Origin of the sequence: Cupriavidus sp. WS (assembly GCF_000395345.1) — a bacterium.
GTDB lineage: Bacteria > Pseudomonadota > Gammaproteobacteria > Burkholderiales > Burkholderiaceae > Cupriavidus > Cupriavidus basilensis_B.
On the sequence record NZ_AQPL01000385.1, the window covers coordinates 1 to 1,453 of the forward strand.

General features: G+C 56.7%; 3 protein-coding genes. All 3 read right to left on the minus strand.

Features of this window, described 5'->3' with window-relative positions; genetic code table 11:
- Window positions 1-546: type VI secretion system contractile sheath domain-containing protein (locus tag K206_RS0127540; RefSeq protein WP_020205597.1), on the minus strand; the 546-nt coding region annotated here is incomplete at its 3' end.
- 24 nt (window positions 547-570) lie between these two features.
- Window positions 571-1,086 carry a type VI secretion system contractile sheath small subunit gene (gene tssB / locus K206_RS0127545; RefSeq protein WP_020205598.1) on the minus strand — a complete coding sequence of 172 codons (516 nt, stop codon included), beginning with the start codon at window positions 1,084-1,086 and terminating at the stop codon, window positions 571-573.
- 119 nt (window positions 1,087-1,205) lie between these two features.
- The coding region (locus tag K206_RS44405; RefSeq protein WP_231401695.1) for a hypothetical protein at window positions 1,206-1,453 on the minus strand (248 nt) is incomplete at its 5' end.

A 1,453-nucleotide genomic window follows, 5' to 3' on the forward strand; every position in this document is an offset into this window, starting at 1 on the left:
GGAGCCGATCGGCTCGCCGCCCGGCGTGTCGTATTCCTGGATGTAGGTATGCAGGTACAGGCCGCTCTGGATGACCTCGGGGGTATCCTCGAAGTCCTGGCGCAGCGCATCCTTCGAAACATCCAGCACTTCGATCTTGACGTTCTTGCGGAAGTCCGTGCGATCGACCAGGAACTTGAGGCCACGCCAAGCCGATTCGATCTGCTGGAACGTCTCGTTGTGCATGATCGCGTCCAACTGGCGGCTGATCTGCTGATCCAGGTGCTCGATATGGAAATCGAGCAGGCTCTTGTCGAGGCGATCCACCTGCTGCGACGAGTCCTGGATCATCTTCAGGAAAACGTTCATCGCCTGGGCGACGCGTTCATCCAGCGACGATTCTGAGAGCGCATCGGCGCTCTGGAACGACTCCACAGGGCGCGTGGCCTTGACCGGCGTCAGGTTGATTTTCTCGCACAGGGATTCATAGACGCTCTTGCCGGGCGCATCCAGGACGACGGTGTCGGTTTCGCCAGGGGCGTGGGCGGTGATTTCATGCTTGGCCATGGGTTGGTTCCTCAAGGAAGGCAGTTACTGGACGGACGGGGAGGCCGGGGCGGCGTGGCCGATATTCTGCAGATCGGTACGCAGGCGCTCGGACAGGGCCGGGTCCTTGAGAATTTTCTCGAGTTCGCGGCGAAACATCGCGTTGTCGAGCAGGTTAGATTTCAGGTCGCGCAGCAGATTGCGCGCCGCCATCAGGGCGCGCAGTTCGGGCACCTTGCCGGCCACCACTTCTGGCTTGAAGTCGTCCATCGACTTGAAATCGAGATCGACCGGCAGCTCCGAGCCATCGCTGGCGAGGGTGTTGTCGACCGCGATCCTGGCCTTCGGGTTGAAGTCGGCGAGGACCGAGTTGAAGTTGTTCTTGTTGATCGAGACCTTCTCGCGTTCGGCAAGCGCTCGCGCGTCCTGACTGTTGCTGTAGTCGCCCATCACCAGCAGCTTGAGCGGCAGCTCCACCTTCTTCTGCGCGCCACCGGTATGCAGGTCCAGCTTGATATTGACGCGTGCCTTGGGCACTTCGTTCTGGAAACTCTCAGCCATTATTCTGATCCTTTTTAATTCTGACTTTAACGGTTTTTATTGCTGCTTGAAAAACGATGTGTACGGCGCTTGTTTTTAATTGATATCACGTAATTCATCGAAAGAAAATCAGAGGAATCTTAATTGGATTGATTTTTTGTCGAAGATCGTGAATCAATGTTAATGCGGAGACAAAGGGGTTCTCTCCATAAGAAAAAGCGTTTATCGTGCGCCGCAAGGCGCTGTGTGTCGAGCGATGCACGGCCTGTGAAAAAGGGTTCGATCACGCTGACAACGGAGCGCAAGCAATGGCGGATCTGGGTAGGGAACTGAGGACTTACGGTGATGCCCTGCTCAGGGGACTGACCGGGCGGCAGGCATACTTTCT